20 protein-coding genes, 1 tRNA gene and 2 pseudogenes are annotated in these 18,957 nt (G+C 65.5%); 10 read left to right on the forward strand and 13 right to left on the reverse strand.

All coding sequences use genetic code 11. The features are described from left to right. Positions 1–110 precede the first annotated feature (110 nt). The 4 genes from Q5Y72_RS12310 to Q5Y72_RS12325 are packed head-to-tail and all read left to right on the forward strand — an operon-like array spanning position 111 to position 4,687. A complete protein-coding gene (locus Q5Y72_RS12310; RefSeq protein WP_305963719.1) occupies positions 111–764 on the forward strand; it encodes an ABC transporter ATP-binding protein in 654 nt (217 codons plus the stop codon). Continuing rightward, positions 748–2,532 (forward strand): KpsE/RkpR family capsule polysaccharide export protein, encoded by a 1,785-nt coding sequence (locus Q5Y72_RS12315; RefSeq protein ID WP_305963720.1) that lies wholly within the window; start codon positions 748–750, stop codon positions 2,530–2,532. Before Q5Y72_RS12310 ends, Q5Y72_RS12315 begins: the two co-directional genes overlap by 17 nt. Continuing rightward, complete coding sequence (gene kdsA, locus Q5Y72_RS12320) at positions 2,529–3,371, forward strand: 3-deoxy-8-phosphooctulonate synthase (protein ID WP_305963721.1); 843 nt, start codon at positions 2,529–2,531, stop codon at positions 3,369–3,371. The genes Q5Y72_RS12315 and kdsA overlap by 4 nt, the downstream gene beginning before the upstream one ends. After that, a complete protein-coding gene (locus Q5Y72_RS12325) occupies positions 3,368–4,687 on the forward strand; it encodes a mechanosensitive ion channel domain-containing protein (protein ID WP_305963722.1) in 1,320 nt (439 codons plus the stop codon). The genes kdsA and Q5Y72_RS12325 overlap by 4 nt, the downstream gene beginning before the upstream one ends. On the opposite strand, the gene Q5Y72_RS12330 is transcribed toward Q5Y72_RS12325, so the two are convergent. Further along, on the reverse strand, positions 4,684–5,868 hold the full coding sequence (locus Q5Y72_RS12330) for a BaiN/RdsA family NAD(P)/FAD-dependent oxidoreductase (protein ID WP_305963723.1): 1,185 nt from the start codon (positions 5,866–5,868) through the stop codon (positions 4,684–4,686). The two genes, Q5Y72_RS12325 and Q5Y72_RS12330, sit on opposite strands and share 4 nt — an antisense overlap. 94 nt (positions 5,869–5,962) lie before the next feature. On the opposite strand from Q5Y72_RS12330, the gene Q5Y72_RS12335 reads away from it, so the two are divergent. After that, positions 5,963–6,037 (forward strand) — tRNA-Gln (locus Q5Y72_RS12335). 287 nt (positions 6,038–6,324) lie between these two features. Here Q5Y72_RS12335 and Q5Y72_RS12340 read toward each other — a convergent pair. Beyond that, positions 6,325–6,579, reverse strand: coding sequence for a hypothetical protein (locus tag Q5Y72_RS12340; protein WP_305963724.1), 255 nt, complete (start codon positions 6,577–6,579; stop codon positions 6,325–6,327). A 338-nt stretch (positions 6,580–6,917) separates the two neighbouring features. On the opposite strand from Q5Y72_RS12340, the gene Q5Y72_RS12345 reads away from it, so the two are divergent. Both Q5Y72_RS12345 and Q5Y72_RS12350 read left to right on the forward strand, forming a co-directional pair. Next, positions 6,918–9,251, forward strand: a complete 2,334-nt coding sequence (locus tag Q5Y72_RS12345; RefSeq protein WP_305963756.1) for a heavy metal translocating P-type ATPase — start codon at positions 6,918–6,920, stop codon at positions 9,249–9,251. Positions 9,252–9,261: 10 nt separating this feature from the next. Further along, positions 9,262–9,873 carry a class I SAM-dependent methyltransferase gene (locus tag Q5Y72_RS12350; RefSeq protein ID WP_305963725.1) on the forward strand — a complete coding sequence of 204 codons (612 nt, stop codon included), beginning with the start codon at positions 9,262–9,264 and terminating at the stop codon, positions 9,871–9,873. A 17-nt stretch (positions 9,874–9,890) separates the two neighbouring features. On the opposite strand, the gene Q5Y72_RS12355 is transcribed toward Q5Y72_RS12350, so the two are convergent. The 4 genes from Q5Y72_RS12355 to Q5Y72_RS12370 all read right to left on the reverse strand — a co-directional run bounded on the left by Q5Y72_RS12355 (position 9,891) and on the right by Q5Y72_RS12370 (position 12,241). Then, entirely contained in the window at positions 9,891–10,358 is a 468-nt protein-coding gene (locus tag Q5Y72_RS12355; RefSeq protein WP_305963726.1) for a c-type cytochrome, read from the reverse strand. A gap of 159 nt (positions 10,359–10,517) precedes the next feature. Continuing rightward, the gene (gene cueR / locus Q5Y72_RS12360; RefSeq protein ID WP_305963727.1) at positions 10,518–10,916 is read right to left on the reverse strand and encodes a Cu(I)-responsive transcriptional regulator; all 399 of its coding nucleotides are present in this window, start codon (positions 10,914–10,916) and stop codon (positions 10,518–10,520) included. A 120-nt stretch (positions 10,917–11,036) separates the two neighbouring features. After that, positions 11,037–11,531, reverse strand: coding sequence for a CopM family metallochaperone (gene copM, locus Q5Y72_RS12365; protein ID WP_305963728.1), 495 nt, complete (start codon positions 11,529–11,531; stop codon positions 11,037–11,039). Positions 11,532–12,043: 512 nt separating this feature from the next. Next, positions 12,044–12,241: a heavy-metal-associated domain-containing protein gene (locus Q5Y72_RS12370; RefSeq protein WP_090614344.1), complete on the reverse strand. Its 198-nt coding sequence runs from the start codon at positions 12,239–12,241 to the stop codon at positions 12,044–12,046. Positions 12,242–12,394: 153 nt separating this feature from the next. On the opposite strand from Q5Y72_RS12370, the gene Q5Y72_RS12375 reads away from it, so the two are divergent. Continuing rightward, the gene (locus Q5Y72_RS12375) at positions 12,395–13,132 is read left to right on the forward strand and encodes a heavy-metal-associated domain-containing protein (protein ID WP_371930819.1); all 738 of its coding nucleotides are present in this window, start codon (positions 12,395–12,397) and stop codon (positions 13,130–13,132) included. Here the strand turns inward: Q5Y72_RS12375 and Q5Y72_RS19910 are convergent. From Q5Y72_RS19910 to Q5Y72_RS12400, 7 genes and pseudogenes are all read right to left on the reverse strand, one after another. After that, a pseudogene (locus Q5Y72_RS19910) lies at positions 13,041–13,241 on the reverse strand (D-Ala-D-Ala carboxypeptidase family metallohydrolase); the annotation flags it as partial. The gene Q5Y72_RS12375 and the pseudogene Q5Y72_RS19910 overlap by 92 nt on opposite strands. Before the next feature lie 73 nt (positions 13,242–13,314). After that, positions 13,315–13,443, reverse strand: a complete 129-nt coding sequence (locus Q5Y72_RS20035; protein WP_504222731.1) for a hypothetical protein — start codon at positions 13,441–13,443, stop codon at positions 13,315–13,317. Positions 13,444–13,457: 14 nt separating this feature from the next. After that, positions 13,458–14,255: pseudogene (locus Q5Y72_RS12380) on the reverse strand (baseplate multidomain protein megatron); the annotation flags it as partial. A gap of 498 nt (positions 14,256–14,753) precedes the next feature. Continuing rightward, positions 14,754–15,200 carry a hypothetical protein gene (locus tag Q5Y72_RS12385; protein WP_082658013.1) on the reverse strand — a complete coding sequence of 149 codons (447 nt, stop codon included), beginning with the start codon at positions 15,198–15,200 and terminating at the stop codon, positions 14,754–14,756. Between the two features lie 15 nt (positions 15,201–15,215). Then, entirely contained in the window at positions 15,216–15,701 is a 486-nt protein-coding gene (locus Q5Y72_RS12390) for a DUF1772 domain-containing protein (RefSeq protein ID WP_126155449.1), read from the reverse strand. 61 nt (positions 15,702–15,762) lie between these two features. Continuing rightward, positions 15,763–16,377 (reverse strand): glutathione S-transferase C-terminal domain-containing protein, encoded by a 615-nt coding sequence (locus tag Q5Y72_RS12395; RefSeq protein WP_305963730.1) that lies wholly within the window; start codon positions 16,375–16,377, stop codon positions 15,763–15,765. 102 nt (positions 16,378–16,479) lie between these two features. Then, positions 16,480–16,839, reverse strand: a complete 360-nt coding sequence (locus Q5Y72_RS12400; protein ID WP_305963731.1) for a helix-turn-helix domain-containing protein — start codon at positions 16,837–16,839, stop codon at positions 16,480–16,482. 291 nt (positions 16,840–17,130) lie between these two features. Between Q5Y72_RS12400 and Q5Y72_RS12405 the strand changes: the two genes are divergently transcribed. After that, positions 17,131–17,586 (forward strand): DUF2924 domain-containing protein, encoded by a 456-nt coding sequence (locus Q5Y72_RS12405; protein WP_305963732.1) that lies wholly within the window; start codon positions 17,131–17,133, stop codon positions 17,584–17,586. Next, positions 17,583–18,893, forward strand: a complete 1,311-nt coding sequence (locus tag Q5Y72_RS12410; protein ID WP_305963733.1) for a recombinase family protein — start codon at positions 17,583–17,585, stop codon at positions 18,891–18,893. Before Q5Y72_RS12405 ends, Q5Y72_RS12410 begins: the two co-directional genes overlap by 4 nt. The last annotated feature ends 64 nt before the right edge of the window (positions 18,894–18,957 follow it).

The following is an 18,957-nucleotide window of genomic DNA, read 5'->3' on the forward strand; positions in this document are numbered from 1 at the left end:
CACGGAAGTGAACTGGACTTGCAGCGGGGGCGGGCCTATGGTCCGGCAGGTTCTGTCTGACGACCGGCATGGCGGGCCGGGCAGAACGTGGTGGATGGTGACGGACAGCCATGCTGGAATTTGACAATGTCTCGAAGTCCTTCTGGACCGGGACGCAGCACAAGGTGATCCTGGATCAGGCCTCGTTCCGGGTCGAGCTTGGCAATTCCCTGGGCATCCTGGCGCCCAACGGCACCGGCAAGACCACCCTCATCAACATGATGTGCGGCCTGGAAAAGCCCGACGAGGGCAAGATCCGCCGCGAAAGCCGCATCTCGTTCCCGCTGGGCTTCATGGGCGGCGTCGTCGGCAGGCATTCGGCCAACGAGAACGCCCGCTACATCGCCCGCATCTACGGGCTGGACCCGGACTACGTGTCGGCCTTTGCGCGATGGCTCAGCGATATCGGTGAATATTTCGACATGCCGGTGGGCACCTATTCGGCGGGGATGCGGCAGCGCTTTTCCTTCGCGCTGCTGCTGTCTCTGGAATTCGACATCTACCTGATCGACGAGGGCATGCCGCAGACGATGGATGCCGAGTTCAACCGCCGCGCGGGTGCGGTGCTGTTCGACCGGCTGCGGGCCTCGACGGTGGTGATCGTGTCGCACCAGGCCCAGACGATCGAGAAATTCTGCCGGAACGCGGCCATCCTGCGCGACGGAAAGCTGTACATGTTCGAGTCCCTTGACGAGGCCAAGCAGTATTATGACTACACCGCCTAAGGCCCGCCGCTTTCACCTGTCGCCGACCGAATCCGTGCGTCCCGACACGGACCCCGATGCGGTTCCGCCCGCGGCCACCGCGCCGGTCCAAGGCGTGCGGATCGAACTTCGCAAGAAGGCCGACCTGCCGCCGCGCTTTGGTCTGGGCCCGGTCGGCGCGGGGTCCGAGGAGGAACGCGACCGCATGATGCGCAGCGAGCCCGTCGATGACGGTTTCGGAACCGCCGCGCCTGCGGGCGATCCGCCGCGCGCGGCCAACACCCCGGTGGCGGCGGCCGAGGACAAGGCCGCGCTGGCCCTGAAGCTGAAGGCGATCCGCGAGGAAAAGCTGACCGAACGGCAGTTGCGTATCGCCCGCCGCATCGCCACGCTGCACCAGATCCCGGTCGAATCAGACGAAGAGGCGGTCCTGCGGCTGCGCGAACGCGGGATCGATCCGTCCCATCGCGCCGCGCTGAGCCAGATCCTCGCCAATGCCGGAACCGCGGCGCAGGCCGCGCCGGCGCGCAACACCCCCGCCGTGGTTCCCGCGCCAAGGCCGCCCGCGACCGTCCGCCCCGGCACCGAGGTCGGGCCGTCGCGCCCGCCCTTGCCCTCGCGCGAGGCGCTGACCGAGGAACGCCGCGCGGCCGAGATCTACCGCATCCAGCGCGACATCGCCCGTCGTCGCCGTCGCCGCATGGCGATGCTGACGCTGCGGCTGCTGTTCTTCGTGGTCCTGCCGACGGCCCTTGCGGGCTGGTATTACTTCCGCATCGCCACCCCGCTTTACGCCACCTATTCTCAGTTCCAGATCCAGACGGCCGAGTCTGGCGGTGGCGGCGGGCTTGGCGGGCTGCTCAGCGGATCGCAGCTGGCCACCAACCCGGATTCGGTGGCGGTGCAGAGCTATCTGACCTCGCGCGATGCAATGCTGCGGCTGGATGGGGACAAGGGGTTCAAGCGCGCCTTCCAGGACCCGGCGATCGATCCGGTCAAGCGGCTGGACGCCGAGGCCACGAACGAGGCGGCCTACCGGGTCTATCTGGATTCGGTGAAGATCGGCTATGACCCGACCGAGGGCGTGCTGGACATGGAGGTGATCGCCCCGGACCCGCGCCTCAGTCAGGAATTCTCGCTTGCGCTGATCGACTATGCGGAAGAGCAGGTCGACCGGATGACCTCTCGGCTGCGCGACGACCAGATGGCTGGCGCCAGCCGGAACTACGAGGACGCCGAGGCAAAGGTGCTGGCCGCGCAGCGCCGCGTCCAGGAGTTGCAGCAGGAACTGGGTGTGCTGGACCCGGTCGCCGAGGGCTCGGTGGTTATGAACCAGATCGCGGTGCTGGAGGGCCAGCTGGCGACCAAGCAGCTGGAACTGGGCCAACTGCTGGCCAATCCGCAGCCCCAGCAAAGCCGCGTCGCGGGGCTCAGGGGCGATATCCGGCGCCTCGGCGACATGATCGCCGAGACCCGGCTGCAACTGACCGAGGGCAGCGACCGGCGCAGCTCGCTGGCCGCCATCTCGGGCGAGTTGCGGATCGCCGAAAGCGACCTGCTGACCCGCCAGGAACTGCTGGCCGCCGCCGCCGCGCAGATGGAAACGGCGCGGATCGAGGCGAACAAGCAGGTGCGCTACCTGTCGCTGTCGGTGGCGCCGGTGCCGCCGGACGAGGCGACCTATCCCAAGGCGTTCCAGAACACGCTGGTGGCTTTCCTGATCTTTTCGGGTATCTATCTGATGCTGTCCCTGACAGCCTCGATCCTTCGCGAACAGGTATCCACATGACCCAGGCACGCCATGTCCAGATCGGCGATCTCAGCTGCGGAAACGACCTGCCCCTGACCGTCATCGCAGGTCCGTGCCAGCTGGAATCGCTGGACCATGCGCTGATGATTGCGGAACGCATGGCCGATGCCTGCGCGGCGGCGGGCGCGGGCTATGTCTTCAAGGCAAGCTACGACAAGGCGAACCGGACCTCGCTGAGGGGGCGGCGCGGGCTTGGGATCGAGGAGGGGCTCGAGATCCTCGCGACGGTGCGACAGCGGCTGGGCTGCCCGGTGCTGACCGACGTGCATGACGCCGCGCAGGCGGTGCAGGCCGCCAAGCTGGTTGATGTGATCCAGATCCCGGCCTTCCTGTGCCGGCAGACCGACCTGTTGCTGGCGGCGGGTGAGACCGGCGCGGTCATCAACGTGAAGAAGGGACAGTTCCTGGCGCCCTGGGACATGCCGAATGTCGCCGACAAGGTCGCTTCGACCGGCAATGACCGTATCCTGCTGACCGAGCGCGGTGCCAGCTTTGGCTACAACACGCTGGTCGCGGACATGCGGTCGCTGCCGATCATGGCGCGGACCGGCTATCCGGTCATCATGGACGCCACCCATTCGGTGCAGCAGCCGGGCGGGCAGGGCGGATCCTCGGGCGGGCAGCGCGAATTTGCGCCGGTCATGGCCCGTGCCGCGGTCTCGCTGGGCGTGGCGGGCGTGTTCATCGAGACGCACGAGGCACCCGATACCGCGCCCTCGGACGGTCCCAACATGATCCCGCTGGACCAGATGGCCGGGCTCGTCGCCTCGCTGATGCGGTTCGACGCCCTGGCGAAGGCCGATCCGATCCGCGCATGACGCGCATCGCCGCCCTTGCCACGACGCTGATCCTGGCGCTTTTCGCGGCCCTGCCGCTGGCCGCGCAGGAGGCCGAGGCCGAGGCGCAGCTGCCCAGCGGGACGATCTCGGTCAAGGACAACGCCGCGATCGACCTGGCGATCCGCAACCGGATCGACAGCATCCTGGCTCAGGTGGCGGCCTTCGATGCGGTCCGGGCGCATGTCGATGCGGGGATCGTGACGCTGACCGGCGAGGTCACCGAGCAGGAGACGATCGACCGGCTGAACGCGCTGATCGCGCGCATCGACGGCGTCGCCACGATCGAGGATCGCGTGAGGCTCAGCACCGATATCGGGATGCGGCTCGGCTCGGTGCGCGACCGCTTCGTGCAGCGCGTCAGCCAGGTCGTCGCCGGCCTGCCCTTCGTGCTTCTGGGGCTGGTCGTCGGCGGCAGCATCGTCGTGATCGGCGGCTGGTTGTCGCGACGCCAGAAGACCCTGGCGCGAATCGCCCCCAACCCCTTCATCGCCGATTTCCTCGCCCAGTGCCTGCGCCTGACCGCGTGGATCGTGGCGCTGGTGGTGGCGCTGGACCTGATGGAGGCGACCGCGCTTCTGGGCACCTTGCTGGGCGCGGCGGGCATCTTTGGCCTGTCGCTGTCCTTCGCGGCGCGCGACAGCATCGAAAGCTTCGTCGCGACCATCCTGCTGTCCCTGCGCCAGCCGTTCCGGCCCAACGACCTGATCGAGATCGCGGGCCAGCGCGGGCGGGTGATCCGCATGACCAGCCGCGGCACCACGCTGCTGACGCTTGACGGAAACCACATCCGCTTCCCGAACCAGATCGTCTACAAGGCGGTGCTGACCAACTTCACCCGCAATCCCGAACGGCGCTTCCTGGTCGACCTGACCGTCGACCCGGTCTCGAATCTCGGCGCCGCCCGCGACCTGGCCCTGCAGACCCTGGCGCAGATGGATTTCGTGCTGCCCCGGCCCGAGCCGGTCGCATGGGTCGAAGCCGCCGGCAATGAGTTCCTGGTGATCCGTGCCGGGGGCTGGGTGTCGCAGGACGGCACCGATTTCGATCTGGCCCGCGGCGAGGCGTTTCGCCGGCTGCGCGAGGCGCTTGATCAGGCGGGCTTTGCCGTACCCGAGCCGATCCACCGGATCGACCTCGAGGGTGCGCGGCACGGCACGGCCGCCCCGACCGCGGCGCCTTCGGCCGGCCCCGCGCCGCTGCCTGACCTCAGTCCCGATGCCGCATTCGAGCAGCTCGTCGACCGCCAGCGCCTCGATGACGGCCGCAACCTGCTGAATCAGAAGCCGCGTCCCTAGAGTGTGGCGGCGGCCCGGCCCGCAGCATCGGCCGAGGCCCAGGCCCATTGGAAGTTGTAGCCGCCCAGCCATCCCGTCACGTCCACGCATTCGCCGATGAAGTGCAGTCCCGGCACCGTGCGGGCCTCCATGCTGCGGGCGTCCAGGTCTCGGGTGTCGATGCCGCCCAGGGTCACCTCGGCCGTGCGATAGCCCTCGGTGCCGACCGGACGCAAGTGCCAGCGGTTGACCCGCGCGCCTACCGCCTCAAGGACCGCGTTCGGCTGATCGGCCAGCCGCGCATCGGGAAGCCCAAGTTCCGCCACGACATGCTGGGCCAGGCGCTCGGGCAGATGCCGCGACAACGTCGTGGCAAGGCCGACCCGTCCAGCCTTGCCGCGCGCCGCCTTCAGCGCGGCCGCGATGTCGAGATCGGGGGCAAGGTCGATCCGCAGCGCCTCGCCGGGCTGCCAGAAGCTGGAAATCTGCAGGATCACCGGGCCGCTGATGCCGCGATGGGTGAACAGCAGCGCATCGCGGAAGGCAGCACCGCCATGGGCTATCGCCGCCTCGACCGACAGCCCGGCCAGCGGCCTGCACAGCGCCAGATCCTGCTCGGCAAAGCTCAGCGGGACGAGACCGGGCCGGGTCTCGAGGCAGCGCAGACCGAAGGCGCGGGCGACCTCGTAGCCATAGCCGGTCGCGCCCATCTTCGGGATCGACTTTCCGCCAGTGGCGACCACCACCCGCGCCGCGCTGATCGGGCCCTGTCCGGTGTCGATCCGGAACCGGTCGCCGATATGGCGCACCTCGCCAAGTGCGCATCCAAGGCGCAGATCGGCACCCCTCATCCGGTCCAGCAGCATGCCCGTGATCTGGGTGGCCTTGCCATCGCAGAACAATTGGCCTTGCGTCTTTTCATGCCAGGCGATGCCTGCGCGATCGACCAGCGCGACGAAATCGGCGGGCGAAAACCGGGCCAGCGCGCTCGCGGCGAAGCGCGGATTGGCCGAGATGAACCGGTCGGGGGCCGCCGCCATGTTGGTGAAGTTGCAGCGCCCCCCGCCGGAAATGCGGATCTTGTCGCCCGGACGGGCCGCGTGATCCAGCACGACGACACGCCGCCCCTGCGCCAGGGACAACCCCGCGCAGAACAGCCCCGCCGCCCCGGCGCCCAATATGGCAAGATCCACATGCTCCATCCCGCGCGCTTAATGGTCGTCGCCCGCCGAGGCAAGTTTCGGCATTTTTCGACTTGAACCCCCCTCTCGTCTTGGCTATTCACCCCCGCACGGTTGGGGCGTGGCCAAGTGGTAAGGCATCGGTTTTTGGTACCGTGTACCGTAGGTTCGAATCCTACCGCCCCAGCCAGTCATCCGGAAATTTCAGCAAGAACAGCGACCCGAGATCTGCCGATCGATGCCGCGTGTGACAGCCTGGCGAGGGTGTGACACAGGCTGTGACACAGCGCGGCTCGCGCCGCCGGCCCCGGCCCCTGCCGCGTCGCCGCCCGGCCGGTCCTGGGCTGCATCGCTGCTGCCCCACGTCTACGCCTGTCGGCGGATTCCGCGCCTTGTGGCAGAAAAATGCGGCCGCGCGTTTCTGACCCTGTCGCTCCGAGCCTGCTTCCTGTCCGAGGCACTGGGCCGGGCGGCCCGTCACCTCCTCGTGCTGGGAACGCTGGCGTCCTGGCATTCTTTCAGCCCGATGACCGGGTAGCGAGCGGCGGCAGCGCGCGCCACGGTTGGTGTTCGGTCGAACAGCCAGACCGCTTTCTCGCTCTGCGCGAAAAAAGGAATGCCGTCGGCGGACCTGCCCAAATGCGATTCAAGAGGGGAAGGCCAGCCAAGCGGCTGCGCGTCGGCGCCGATGGCTTTGAGGAAGAAGTTGTCGCAGGTCTCAACATCGATCATCCTGCCCAGCGCGGCGCATTTTCGCTGGAACTCGGCCCATGCTGCACGGGAACCTGATGATGATGGCGATGGCGATCTGGATGCCGCTCCGGATGTTCTGGCTGGGGTAGCCCAGATTGCTGCACATGCAGTTCTACAGCTGACATCCTCTACCTGTTCGCGATCTGAGCCGATGATCGTCGTGATGGGCATCGTCGGCACAGTTGTGGTCTTGTTGGTCCGCGTATTCCTGGCGCGCATTTCCGATAAGGGGGTGCTCACAACCGAAAAGAAAGGGCTTGAGCTTCCAGTCACTGGAAGCCGCAAGGTGATGCATGACATTGAAAGGTTGGCAGGACATGGACCACGATCATCATCACACGTCGCCCCATATCCCGGCTGGGACCGAAACGGCGAAGGACCCGGTTTGCGGGATGACCGTCGCTGTCAAGCCAGATGGACGTCATACGGAGTTCGATGGCGCGACCTTCCATTTCTGCTCAGAGAAATGCCAGACGAAGTTCAAGGCGGATCCGTGGTTCTACGCCTCGGGACGGGCTGCCGGGCAGAGGAAGGCAGCTCCGGCCAACGTGCAGTACACTTGCCCGATGCATCCAGAAATCGTGCGCGACGCTCCGGGATCCTGCCCGATCTGCGGCATGGCGCTGGAGCCGATGGTGCCCTCAGACGAGCCGAGCGAGGAACTGACCGATTTCACGCGGCGGATGTGGATCTCGGCGGCGGCAGCGGTGCCGCTCATCATCCTGACGATGGGCGAACTGGTGGCGCTGCCGGTGCGCGACTGGATCGGCCACCAGACGGCGAGCTATCTGGAGTTCGTACTGGCGACGCCGATCATCCTCTGGGCGGCGCTGCCATTCTTCCGTCGTGGCTGGGACTCGGTGGTGAACCGCAGCCCCAACATGTGGACGTTGATCAGCCTCGGCGTCGGAGCGGCATATCTCTATTCGCTGGTTGCGACCTTCCTGCCAGGCGTCTTCCCGGAGCAGTACCGGATGGGCCACGGCGTGGGCACCTATTACGAGGCGGCGGTGGTGATCGTTGCGCTGGTCTTCGTGGGTCAGGTCCTGGAACTGCGGGCGCGCGAACGGACCGGTGACGCGATCCGCGCGCTCCTCGACCTCGCGCCCAAGACCGCGCGGCGCATCCTGCCGGATGGCACCGAATACGATGCACCGCTGGAGAACATCATGGAGGGCGACCGGCTCCGCGTGCGCCCCGGCGATGCCGTACCGGTAGACGGGACGGTGATCGAAGGGCGGTCTTCGCTGGACGAAAGCATGCTGACCGGCGAGTCGATGCCGGTCGAAAAAGGTCCGGGCGATGCGGTGACAGGGGCCACGATCAACAAGAACGGCTCTCTCGTGATCGAGGCCGGAAAGGTCGGGTCCGATACCGTGCTGGCGCAGATCGTCGCGATGGTGTCGAACGCGCGGCGATCCCGTGCACCGATCCAGGGACTGGCGGACCGGGTCTCGGCCGTGTTCGTGCCGACGGTGGTCGCCATCGCCATAATAGCCTTCGTCGTCTGGCTGACCGTCGGCCCCGAACCTGCGCTGGTCTTTGCCATCGCCTCGGCCGTATCGGTGCTGATCATCGCCTGTCCCTGTGCGTTGGGGCTGGCGACGCCGATCTCCATCACCACGGCGGCGGGACGCGGCGCACAGGCGGGTGTGCTCATCAAGGACGCCGAGGCGCTGGAGCGCATGGCGGCCGTCGATACGCTGATCGTCGACAAGACCGGCACCCTGACCATGGGGAAGCCTAAGCTGACGGATACCGTGGTGCTGGCGGACGTGACGGAGGCCGACCTGCTCTCGCTGGCCGCAGCGCTCGAGCGCGGCTCGGAACATCCGCTGGCCGAGGCGATCGTCGAGGGCGCCGAGGCGCAGCGCGTCCCGCGACAGGAGGCGGCCGATTTCGACGCCGTCACCGGCAAGGGCGTGCGTGGCAGTGTCGGGGGACGCGCGGTGGCGCTCGGCAATGCCGCGATGATGCGGGAGATGGGGCTGGACACGGGGGCGGCCGAGGCAAAGGCCGACACCCTGCGCGCCGAGGGCAAGACTGCGATGTTCGTCGCGGTTGAAGGCGCGTTGGCCGGGATCGTGGCGGTGGCCGATCCGATAAAGGACTCCACCGCGCAGGCGATCAGGGAACTTCACGCCCAAGGTTTGCGGGTGATCATGGCGACGGGCGACAACGAACGCACGGCGCAGGCGGTTGCGGGAAAGCTCGGCATCGACGAGGTGCGCGCAGGGGTCCTGCCCGAAGCCAAGAAGGATCTGATCGACCAGTTGCGCCGCGACGGCCACAAGATCGCGATGGCGGGCGACGGGGTGAATGACGCGCCCGCACTGGCCGCCGCCGATGTCGGCATCGCCATGGGCACCGGCGCGGATGTGGCGATGGAAAGCGCAGGCATCACCCTGCTTGGCGGCGACCTGATGGGCATCGTCCGCGCTCGGAAGCTGGCCCGCGCCACCCTGCGCAACATCAAGCAGAACCTGTTCTTCGCCTTCGCCTACAACGCCCTTGGCGTGCCGGTCGCGGCCGGGCTGCTCTACCCTCTGACCGGGATGTTGCTGTCCCCGATGATCGCGGCGGCGGCGATGAGCCTGTCGTCCGTCTCGGTGATCAGTAACGCGCTGCGACTGCGGCGGACCGAGCTGTGAAGGGATGACGATGTCCGAAGACCCGAACCGGTGGGAAGACGTCTACTGGAGCAAAGAGGAGGCAGAGACAAGCTGGTTCGAAGACCGTCCGCAGGTATCGCTCGACCTCATCGCGGAGACTGGCGCGGGCAAGGACGCGGCCATCGTCGATGTCGGCGCCGGCTCATCGAGGCTGGTGGATTGCCTGCTGGAACACGGGTTCCGCCGTATCACGGTGCTCGACATCTCGGAAACCGCTCTCGCGAAGGCTCGCTCGCGACTGCCTCAGGATGCATCGATCGAATGGGTGGTGGCGGACGTCCTGCACTGGCAGCCCTCCGGCCGCTTCGACGTCTGGCATGATCGGGCCGCGTTCCATTTCCTGACCGAGGCTTCCCATCAGGACACCTATTTGAAAGTCATGGATCAGACCTTGGTCTCCGGCGGCCACGCCATCATTGGAACTTTCGCCCTCGATGGCCCGACATCGTGCAGCGGCTTGCCGGTCGCGCGCTATGATGCAGCCCTGCTTTCGGATCGGCTGGGCAGCGGGTATCGGCTGGTCCGATCGCTGAGCCACGCGCACCGAACGCCCTGGGGCAGCGTGCAGCGGTTTCATTTCGCGCTCTTTCAGAAGGTCTGAAGGGTGTCGTGAAAGCGTCAATCGGCAGCGGCGGCGTTCGACCTCTGCGCCTGCTGCTCGCGAATGTGTTCGGGCCAAGTTGATTTGATGTAGTCAAGGATCGCTTCGATCTCGCTTTGCTCCAGCATGGAACCGAAGCCCGGCATGCCCGATGTGAAGGTCACGTCCATGTCGTCCAGGACAGCCTGACCGCCTCGGGTGATGTAGTCGATGAGCATCGCATCATCGTGATGCCAGGTGTGGCCGGTCTCGTCATGGGGCGGCGCTGGATAGAGCCCACTGGCGTCGGAGCTGCGCCAGTCGGGTTGTCCCTCCAGATCGACGCCGTGGCAGGCCGCGCAGTGCTCGACGTAAAGTTCTCGGCCGGAGCCGGTATCTGTCTTGGAGGCGTGGAGGAACGCCGCGGCCGGAAGCGGCATGAGCGCGATCATCGCGGATAATGCGGGCAACAGAAGTACATCGGGCAAGATGGGCTTGACCGGCATCCGGTGCGCCCGTCTGCGCCAGGATCCGGCCATCAGCGAAAGAAGATGTATTTGACGAGGGCGGCGACAGCGAGCACCACGAGAATGGCGACCACCACGCCCCACAGTCCCATTCCCCACATCATGCCGTCGCCCATCATCGTTCCGATCTCCTGAGTCCTAGTGGTCGCGCGACCTTCCCGAGAGCCCGTCGATGATCGGGCAGTCCGGGCGGGCGTCGCCGTGACAATTCTCGACAAGATGCCCGAGCATCTCCCGCAACCCGGTCAGTTCCGCGATCTTGCGGTCGATCTCGCCAAGCTTCTCGGTGGCGATCGCTTTCACATCCGCGCTGGCGCGGTCGCGGTCGGTATAGAGGGAGAGCAACTGCCGACATTCCTCGACCGAAAACCCGAGGCTGCGGGACCGCTGGACGAAGCGCAGCCGGTGGACGTCCTCGTTGGAATAGTCGCGGTAGCCGTTGGCGGCCCGGTCGGCGGTGAGCAGACCGATGTCCTCGTAGTACCGGATCGTCTTGGGCGGGAGGCCCGATTGCCTGGCGGCTGTTCCGATGTTCATGGCGTCGTCTCCGAAGCTGCTTCCACCATTATAGGGGTTCCAGCCACTGGAAGCTCAAGAGGTTTCGAAGCGAAGAGACAGAAATGGCCGCGCGGCCTGCACCGCGCGGCCAGCTGAGTTTCAGTTGGCGTTCTCAGCCAGCCATGTGGTCATCTGCTCGATCTCGCCGACCTGTGCGGCAATGATCTCGCCAGCCAGTTCGATCATCTCGGGATCATCGCCATGCTCCAGAAGGACCTGAGCCATGTCGATGGCGCCCTGATGGTGTGCGATCATTCCGCAGGCAAAGGCCACGTCGGCATCCTCATTCATCATGCCTTCGTGCATGGCCGGCATGCTGATCATCATCCGGCGCATGTTTTCCTGGACATGCTCGGGCATGGACTCGAGATCCATGCCTCCCATACCCATCATGCCCATCATGCCGGAATCCATACCCCCCGGCTGATCATCCTGCATGCCACCATGACCCATGGCCGAGTGATCCATACCGCCTGCTGCTGCAGCTGTCGTGCACTGCTCGGGGAGCTGGAATTCCGCGTCCTGCGCCAGCAAAGGCGTAGAGAATGCGGTTGCGGCGACAGCCGCGGCGAGGATCGTCTTTGCGATAGTCATCTTGAGTTCTCCTAAATGTATTGGATTGTCGAGCGATCAGAGCCACAGACGTCGCGGAGGGGGGAGGATCACTCCTGGATCGCTGCCGAGGCCCCGAACCGGTGCGGCAGCCGTCGTCTCGTCGCTGGCCGTAACGGTGGTAATTTCATGCGCTCCGACTGAAATCCCCCGACAGCAATGAGCCATCATGCAACAGCCTAATGTCGCAGCATCACAGTCGGCGTCCATCTGAACGGTGAGAATGCTGTGCTGGTCGCTCGGTTTGGCATGAGCGTGTTGAGTATGGGATTCCGCTTGCGCTGTGTGATCGTTGGGTGATGGGGAGCCAAAGTTGGCAGGCGGCCAGATGAAGGCGAATGTCAGCGCCAGTAACGCTGCCATTGCCATGTTCCAAATCCGCGCTGATTTTTTCATCAATGGTTATCCACCAGGGAAGACGCTTACTCAGCAGTTACAACCCGCTTCAAGTAAGCGCGTTCCTCTTGGCGCTGCTTCTGACTATTGGCCGAGCGTCATGCCGCAGGGCGAGGCGAGAACCCGGCGTCCTCGAGCACGGACGCAACAGCAGATCGATCGACGCCCGACTCCACGGTCACCCGCTTCTGGGGCAAATCGATGTCGACCTTCGCCTGCGGATCGACCGAATGGATCGCCTTGGTGACGCTCCTGGCGCAGCCGCCGCACGTCATGTTGTCGATCTGGAACTGCATGGCACTCTCCTGAAGGGTTCTGCTTACCTTTCAAGATGGGGCTTCCAGTTGGTGGAAGGTCAAGGGGCGACATCAACACGAAATCGGGTGTTGACCTTCCAGTGACTGGAAAGAGCAGAAGAGCTCCAACAGCACTCGCCAATGGAGTTGACGATGAACGTCCACGCGACAGGAAGCGCCGAGATCGCTTCCAACCTGACACCAAAACTCGCCACCGTCTCGCTACCGGTCGTCGGGATGACCTGTGCTTCCTGCGTCGGGCGAGTCGAGAAGGCCTTGAACCGCGTTGAAGGCGTGGGAAAGGCGACGGTCAACCTCGCCACCGAGCGTGCCGATGTAACCTTGGTCCAGCCTGTCGATCAGGCCAGTCTGGTCCGGGCGATCGAAGACGCAGGCTACGAGGTTCCAGGCCGTGCGATCACGCTCGCCATCGATGGCATGACCTGCGCGTCCTGCGTGGCGCGCGTGGAAAAGGCGCTGCTCGCAGTTCCGGGCGTCACATCCGCCACCGTAAATCTGGCGACCGAACGTGCTTCGCTCTCGACTTCCGGCACTGTCGCGGATCGCGATCTCGTCGCTGCAGTCGCCTCTGCGGGGTATGAGGCTCGGACGGTAAATGGGAATGAAGACGACGAGGCGCATGCGTCCCGCAAGCAGGCGGAGCAAGCGGCGTTAGGTCGCGACGTCGCCATCGCGGCCATCCTGACGCTGCCAGTGTTCGTGTTGGAGATGGGCTCGCACCTGATCCCGGCGGTTCATGACCTCGTCATGAACACCGTCGGCATGCGCGAGAGCTGGTATGCTCGGGGCTGCGATAGGCGGAGCGGACGATCAGCGGCTTGCCCAGCCAGTCGCGCAGCGCCTGCAGCTTGTCGAGCGCTGCTTCATTGATCAGCAGCTTGCCAGTGCCCCGGCAGGCGATCTCGGCCGGGCTAAAATTGGGCCAGCGCCAGCTGCCCGCAGGCACATCGCGCCAATGGCGGTGGAAGGTCGTGGTCATGGGGTCCTCCGAAACGAAAAACCCGCCTCGAGGGCGGGTCATTGCGGGCTGATGAATGGGGAATGGTGAGCGGCTACGGGCCGCCGCCGAAGATCTTCAGCTTGATCGCGATGCCCGCGAGCAGCGCCAGCATGACGCCGGTGGTGATCATGCGGACGGCCGTCTGCATCGCGGTGCGGCGCACCAGCCGGATGCAGTCCACCAGGGAGCGCAGATCAGCGCCTCCACCATGTCGGTGAAGTCTGCCAGCGCGTTCAGGTTCTCGGGCACCGTCGCGCCGCCATCGGTCTTGCGGATGGCCTGCGTCGCGTAGGTGAACTCGCCCGATGCCGGGATCATGGTGACGGCGCGGGTCAGCCCTTCTGCCGTGTCCGGGTCCGCGAGCGGCCGGAACACCTCGAAGGAGAGCTGCGGCAGGCGGTTGCCGAAGGTCGAGAGTGCAAGTTCCTCGAAGACCACATATGCGGTGCCGCGATAGGCTGGGGTGTTGGCAGCCCCCATCTTCGCCGCGATGAAGGGATCGGCGGTCTGCGCCTCGTCGCCGGGATACCAGCGCCAGGTGACGCCGGAGAGGTCCATCGGCTTGCCGTCCGCCCAGATGCGGCCGATGCCGGTGATCGGCCCCTCGCACAAGGCGACCGCGAAGCTGGCGTAGTACAGATATTCGGTGGTCTTGACCTTGCCGCCCCCGCCGCCCTTGCCGCCGCCTTGGGTGGTGGTCTTCGTCTCCTCGCGGAAATCGGTCGCCCAGATGATGTTGCCGCCCATCCGCATCCGTCCGTAGAGCCGCGGGATGACCGCGCCCTCGGTGGCCGAGGTGATGCGCAGCGTGTCGAGCCGCGCGCCCTCGATGCGCTGGGTGGGCGCCAGCGACGAGATGATCCAGCTGTCGACGACCGAGCCGATGGTGGAGCCGATGAAGCCGCCGATGGTCGCGGCGCTGACGCCGAGGATCGCGCCGCCGATCGAACCGCCAATGGCGGCGCCAGCGGCGCCGAGGACGAGGGTGGCCATGGTCGGGTCTCAGCGTTGCGGGAACAGGAAGGCAGCTGATTGATTCAGCGCGGCAAGGCTATGATGCGCCTGTTGAATGTTTGATCCGGGTTCCTTCTCACGAACGCCACTGGCGTCGGAGTGTTCAGGTGGGACGTCGACAAAACCAATATAATTCTGATAGTTACAAGTTATTCACCAAAGCGGCACAGTCATGAGGTCCGGAGAATATCGGTCCTGAGAGACCGCTTCCGGGCCTTCTGGCACCAAGGGCAGTGTTCAGCCCCTCCCGCATAACCCTCAAAAACAACGGAAAAATCCGGCCGCAGCCGGATCGGGAGAACGCTTTTGCGAGGGCAAGTGGCGGAGGGAATGGGCCTGATATCCAACCCTCTCCAGTTCTTTTGGCCACAATCACGAGCCGAGTGGCTTTCGGCGCGCGGGACTGAAGGCTCAATGCCGCGCGCCGTTCTTTTCCGCTGTGTAATCCCACCTCTCCGCCGTTACAGTCGCCCGCAATCATGCAACTGCGTCAGCGCGGTCGCCCAAGCTGCTCCAGGCGCGGTATTCGAGCCAGGCCAGAAGGCCGACGATCAGCGCCTGCGTGAGGATCAGCGCGATTCCGAGGACATTGGGGGTGATGAAGGCGAGTAGTGCCACGCTGACAAGTGTCCACCCGACATTGCCGAGGATGACGAGCCATACAGCAAGCGCGCTGCCGGTTCCGGCGCGGCCAATCACGGCCATGCAGATGCCGATCGGGATCAGCAATACGCCGGCGTAGAACAGCACCGGTCCAGGAATGGCCGTGATTGTGCCGACCGGGCGCGCGGCAAGGACCAGCAGCAGCCCCATCGCGAGACAGGTCGCCGCATCGATGTTCAGAATGCGGACCAAGCCGCGTTTGTCATTTGTCGTCATCTGGCGTTTCTCCTCGATCCGCTTTTCGATGTTTCGATCCGTCAATCGCGTCAGCCCGCCCTAAGCTGTCTGCGCGATGACCATGGCAGTCAGCGCGACCATGCCCAGCACGGCGCGCGCGATGTGGGAATACTCCCACAGGTTCCGAAGGTGCTGCCAATCTGCTTCGCGTCCTGCATAGATGGAGAAGAAGGCGGCTCCCGGTCCCGAAATGTCCGTGTCCTGCAGCCAGACCGCATTCACCGGATGGGTGACGAGCCAGTAGACCGCGTGCCCGGCGGCCAGGCAGGCAAGGGCGGCGGCAGTCCACCAGAACCGGTCGCCGCCGATTGGCAGCAGGAACAGCAGGACCGGCAGAAGGAGAAGTGCTCCCAGCTCTCCGATCAGCCCCCCGATGGTGAAGCCGGGATAATAGATCGCCTGCACGGCGCGATAGGTCTGCTCGTCCAGCCGCAGCTTTCCCGGAAACTCCAGCGCATGGGCAAGTGCAAGGCCCATGGTCACGGCGACCAGCAGGACCGCAAGGACGGAAAGCGCCTGTGTCATGAGGGTGCTCCTTCGATCTCCCCTGGGGACTAATGATGCCTCGCCCTTGGGGCGCCCTTGATCAGGCGCATTCTGCCACGTCGGCGTGCAACGGCGACACCGCCTCGGCGGCGAGAGCGGCCTGCACCGCGGGCCTCTGTTCGACGCGATCGACGAACGCGTCGAAAACCTTCGGCGTCGCGATCTCAAGCATCGCTGCCCAGCGAAGCATGACATAAAGGAATGCATCCGCGCCGGTGAAGCGGTCTCCGAACAGATGGTCGCCCGCCATCATTGACCCAATCCTGCGGAACCGGGACGACAGCAGATCCCGGATCCGGCTCTGCTGTTCCGCGTCCTCGATGAAGAACAGCGGGATGCAGGGCTTGTGCAGTTCGGTCGAGATGAAGCCAAGCATCTGCAGATGCCGCGTTCGCCCAAGTCGGCCCGTGGGCGGAAGGCCATCAGCCTGGCTTGCGATCCAGTCCAGGATGGCAACGTTCTCGGTCAGCAGCATGCCATCATCAAGCACCAGGGCGGGCACATAGCCGTTGGGATTGATCCGCGTGTAATCGGAACCGTCCTCGAGCGTGCGATTGAAGATGTCGACACGATGTGGCCGGAAATCGAGCTTCGCTTCGCGCAGAAGAATGTGCGTGGCCTGCGAGCAACTGGTTGGGGTGTGGTAGAAATCCATGTCCGGTCTCCTGATTGTCCCGTGGAACTTGCATCCCCACCGTCGCAGATCGGACCGGACCAGATCAGAGGCGTTTCGACCGGTTTCGGGGCAAAACAGCCATTACCTGGGAAGACTGCGGAGTCGGTTGCGCTGGCGATACTGTGCCGGGGTCACGCCGGCGCGGCGCTTGAACAGCCTGCGAAAGAAGGTCGGATCCTCGTAGCCCACGGCGGCGGATATGTCTTCGATGGCCATGTCCTCGGTCTCGAGCATCTGCTTGGCTTCCTCGATCCGGAGCGCCTGAACGTATTCGACGGGCGTATAGCCGGTGGCGGCGGAAAACCGGCGCTTGAAGCTACGTTCCGACAGGCCCGAGCGATCCACCATGACAGCCACAGGTGCCGAAGTGTCATAGTGATCGACGAGCCATTCCTGGATCCTGGATATGACGGCATCGCTGTGCTGGCGTGGCCGGGCCATCGACGCAAAGGGCAACTGGCCGTATCCGATATCGCCTCATCGACATCGAGGCGTTCGAGTTGGCCGCCCGCTCAGCCGAGACAGGGCACGGAGCCGCGCAATGAACCCTTATCCGACACATCTCATGACCCCGACCGAGCGTCGGGCCGAACTCTGCAGGCTTCTGGCGATGGGGCTGGTCAGGCTGCACCTGCGAGACGTCGCGCAAGATACTGCTGGATATGGAGAATTTCCGCTTCACTCTCGCGGCCAACAGAGCGGTCATGCAGCTCCAACGCACCGGAGAAATGCATGATGACCCACGACCCCATCCCCGCGCGCCTGGCCGCGCTCAAGACCACGCCGACGCCCGAGCTGAAGCAGCAGTGGCGCGATCTGTTCGACAGCGAGCCGCCGCCGTTCAACCGCCGCTATCTTGAAAGCCGCCTGGCCTATCGCATCCAGGAACTGGCTTATGGCGGGCTGAAGCCCGAGACGATCCGGCGGCTGGAACGCCTCGGCGAGGACCTCGACGGCGGCGACAGCAAGAAGCGCGGCATCCGCGCCGATCGCGACCGCCCGATCACCGGCACGCGGCTGCTGCGCGAATGGCAGGGCGTCGAACAGATCGTCACCGTCACTGCCGACGGCTTCGAATGGCAGGGGCGGCCGTACAAGTCGCTGTCGGCCATCGCCCGCGCCATCACCGGCACGCGCTGGAACGGGTGGGTGTTCTTTGGGCTGAAAACCCATCGGAGGCCAGCATGAACAAACCTGTCGTCCGCAAGCTGCGCTGTGCGGTCTACACCCGCAAATCCTCCGAGGAAGGGCTGGAGCAGGAGTTCAACAGCCTGCATGCCCAGCGCGAGGCCTGCGAGGCCTACATCGCCAGCCAACGCTCCGAGGGCTGGGTGCTGGTCCGCGATCAGTATGACGACGGCGGCATCTCCGGCGGCACACTGGAACGGCCCGGCCTGAAACGGCTGCTGGAGGATATCGATGACGGGCTGGTCGATGTGGTGGTGGTCTACAAGATCGACCGACTGTCGCGGTCGCTGGCCGACTTCGCCAAGCTGGTGGAGGTGTTCGACCGCAACGGCGTGACCTTCGTCTCTGTCACGCAGTCGTTCAACACGACCACGTCCATGGGGCGGCTGACGCTGAACATCCTGCTGTCCTTCGCCCAGTTCGAGCGCGAGGTGACGGCCGAGCGCATCCGCGACAAGGTCGCCGCCAGCCGAAAGAAGGGCATGTGGATGGGCGGCGTCCCGCCCTATGGCTATCGCGTCGAGAGCCGGAAGCTGGTTGTGGACGACGACAACGCCGCGCATGTGCGCTGGATCTTCGCCCGCTTCCTCGAGATCGGGTCCTGCACGGAACTGGCGCGAGAGGTCGGCGCACGCGGCATCCGGACGCCCCGCGGCAACCGGATCGACAAGAAGTACATCTACCGGATGCTCAGCAACCGCGCCTACATCGGCGAGGCGGTCCACAAGGGCGAGAGCTATCCCGGCGAGCACGACGCCATCATCGACCGCGAGACGTGGGACCGCGTCCACGCCATCCTGCAGGAGAGCCCCCGCAAGCGCGCTGCCCGCACCCGCGCCGACACGCCCGCGCTGCTCAAGGGGCTGCTGTTCGGGCCCGATGGCGCGGCCTTCTCCCCCACACACACCCGCAAGGGCGACAGGCTGTACCGCTACTATGTCAGTCAGACTGTGCTGAAGCACGGTGCTGGTTCGTGTCCGGTCGGCCGCGTGCCTGCGGGCGAGATCGAGGGCGCTGTCATCGACCAGCTTCGCGCGGTGTTCCGCCAGCCCGAGATCGTGGCGGGCACGTGGAAAGCCGCCCGGGTGCAGGACGGCGAGATCACCGGGGCCGACGCACGCGCGGCCTTGCAGCAGCTCGACCCGCTGTGGGACGAACTCTTCCCCGCCGAGCAGGCGCGCATCGTGGCGATGCTGGTCGAGCGCGTCGATATCGGCACGAACGGGCTCAACTTCCGGCTCCGGATGGACGGCCTTGGCGGCCTCGCGCGCGAGATGTTGGCTGGGGACATGGGGGCGGCCGCATGACCCGAGCCACGCCAATCCCCGAGACGGTAACACTCCACATCCCGTTCCGCGTCGTGAAGCGCGG

It is taken from the genome of Paracoccus spongiarum (assembly GCF_030732095.1).
Classification (GTDB): Bacteria; Pseudomonadota; Alphaproteobacteria; order Rhodobacterales; family Rhodobacteraceae; genus Paracoccus; species Paracoccus spongiarum.

Coding starts and splice junctions, on each gene's coding strand:
- Q5Y72_RS12350 (WP_305963725.1), top strand. CDS start 9,262: ATGTCCGAAGACCCGAACCGGTGGGAAGACGTCTACTGGAGCAAAGAG.
- Q5Y72_RS12395 (WP_305963730.1), bottom strand. CDS start 16,377: ATGGATTTCTACCACACCCCAACCAGTTGCTCGCAGGCCACGCACATT.
- Q5Y72_RS12410 (WP_305963733.1), top strand. CDS start 17,583: ATGAACAAACCTGTCGTCCGCAAGCTGCGCTGTGCGGTCTACACCCGC.
- Q5Y72_RS12375 (WP_371930819.1), top strand. CDS start 12,395: ATGAACGTCCACGCGACAGGAAGCGCCGAGATCGCTTCCAACCTGACA.
- Q5Y72_RS12390 (WP_126155449.1), bottom strand. CDS start 15,701: ATGACACAGGCGCTTTCCGTCCTTGCGGTCCTGCTGGTCGCCGTGACC.
- Q5Y72_RS12400 (WP_305963731.1), bottom strand. CDS start 16,839: ATGGCCCGGCCACGCCAGCACAGCGATGCCGTCATATCCAGGATCCAG.
- Q5Y72_RS12315 (WP_305963720.1), top strand. CDS start 748: ATGACTACACCGCCTAAGGCCCGCCGCTTTCACCTGTCGCCGACCGAA.
- Q5Y72_RS12330 (WP_305963723.1), bottom strand. CDS start 5,868: ATGGAGCATGTGGATCTTGCCATATTGGGCGCCGGGGCGGCGGGGCTG.
- Q5Y72_RS12310 (WP_305963719.1), top strand. CDS start 111: ATGCTGGAATTTGACAATGTCTCGAAGTCCTTCTGGACCGGGACGCAG.
- Q5Y72_RS12340 (WP_305963724.1), bottom strand. CDS start 6,579: ATGATCGATGTTGAGACCTGCGACAACTTCTTCCTCAAAGCCATCGGC.
- Q5Y72_RS12370 (WP_090614344.1), bottom strand. CDS start 12,241: ATGCAGTTCCAGATCGACAACATGACGTGCGGCGGCTGCGCCAGGAGC.
- Q5Y72_RS12405 (WP_305963732.1), top strand. CDS start 17,131: ATGATGACCCACGACCCCATCCCCGCGCGCCTGGCCGCGCTCAAGACC.
- Q5Y72_RS12345 (WP_305963756.1), top strand. CDS start 6,918: ATGGACCACGATCATCATCACACGTCGCCCCATATCCCGGCTGGGACC.
- Q5Y72_RS12325 (WP_305963722.1), top strand. CDS start 3,368: ATGACGCGCATCGCCGCCCTTGCCACGACGCTGATCCTGGCGCTTTTC.
- kdsA (WP_305963721.1), top strand. CDS start 2,529: ATGACCCAGGCACGCCATGTCCAGATCGGCGATCTCAGCTGCGGAAAC.
- Q5Y72_RS12355 (WP_305963726.1), bottom strand. CDS start 10,358: ATGCCGGTCAAGCCCATCTTGCCCGATGTACTTCTGTTGCCCGCATTA.
- copM (WP_305963728.1), bottom strand. CDS start 11,531: ATGACTATCGCAAAGACGATCCTCGCCGCGGCTGTCGCCGCAACCGCA.
- cueR (WP_305963727.1), bottom strand. CDS start 10,916: ATGAACATCGGAACAGCCGCCAGGCAATCGGGCCTCCCGCCCAAGACG.